The organism is Streptosporangium sp. NPDC001681 (assembly GCF_040298085.1).
Taxonomy (GTDB): domain Bacteria; phylum Actinomycetota; class Actinomycetes; order Streptosporangiales; family Streptosporangiaceae; genus Streptosporangium.
Window position 1 is genome coordinate 1 of the sequence record NZ_JBEOZN010000336.1, and the last position, 1034, is coordinate 1034.

Below are 1034 nucleotides of genomic sequence, written 5' to 3' on the forward strand. Positions count from 1 at the left end.
AGGTCCGGTCGCTGCTTCTCGGTGAGAAGCGGTGATCGTGGCGAATACGGTGCCCTGTCGCTCCGTTACGGTTCCGAAGCCGCTTCAAATCGCGGGTCCGGCCGCGTGGTTTCGGCCTCTGGCCGTGCCGCGCCCCGATCGGGGGTGCGACTCCGGTGATCGGGAGGCCTGCTACTCCCTTTCCTCGCGCTCGGCGAGAACGGGCACGAGGCGGTCGTTGCGGTTGAAGTTGTCCAGGCGGTTGTCGTTGTTGTTGTGGTTGTTAATGATCAGCCTGAAACGCCTGTGGCTGTGGCGGAAGTGTGAACGGCCGCCGCAGCAGCCGCAGCCGCGCCTGCATCCGCCGCCGCAGGTCGGGAAGGCGGCGGCGGTGATCGTGGTGGTCGCCGCGCTGGCGCTGGTGACGGTGGTCGCTGCGCCCATGCCGACGACTCCGCCGGTCAGCGCCGTGCTGATCGCGAGCCCTGCGAGGACACCCTTGTACTTGGGCATTGCGTTTCCCCCTTGAAAGGATCGGTTGCCCCGATTTTCTGCATTTCCCGGATAAATCGGAAAAGCTGGAGATGATCAATGATGAGTCATCCCTGGTTGTCATGGTTTCCTGGTATGTCTTCTGACAAACGGAGATCGAAGGCTTTTGCCCTCTTCTTATCTCTTTATGGTTGATGTTGAACTCTTATTGATTGATTTCAAGTGAAATGTTCTTAATGTCGCATTTGTGCTTTTGGGGATGGAAGGATGCCGGGTGTTGTCGAGGGGGGAGGCGGGGTGCGGTGGGGGAACCCTCGCCGGCTTTCCGGGCGGTTCCGAGGTCGTCTCTGGGACGCTCTGCCGTCGGATCCGGTGAACGCGGGGGGACACCGCAGGAGCCGCTCTGGTGCGTCGGTGTCGAGGTGAGGGGAGGTGGGCGCGGGGAGGGGAGGGTGATGTGCCGGAGGTGGGGCACATGGGCGAGGGCCCCGCGGTTCGAAAACCGCGGGGCCCCGCTGTGATTCGTGAGAAATGAGAACTCGCACATTTTCGAGAGCCAGGGG

Annotated in this window: 1 protein-coding gene; it reads right to left on the minus strand. The window is 62.5% G+C overall.

Annotated features, from left to right (window positions below):
• Positions 1-171 precede the first annotated feature (171 nt).
• Positions 172-492, minus strand: a complete 321-nt coding sequence (locus tag ABT130_RS47690; RefSeq protein WP_350966517.1) for a hypothetical protein — start codon at positions 490-492, stop codon at positions 172-174.
• Between the last annotated feature and the right edge of the window lie 542 nt (positions 493-1034).

Excerpts from the sequence above, each read along its gene's own strand:
- ABT130_RS47690 (WP_350966517.1), bottom strand. The coding sequence starts at position 492 with ATGCCCAAGTACAAGGGTGTCCTCGCAGGGCTCGCGATCAGCACGGCG.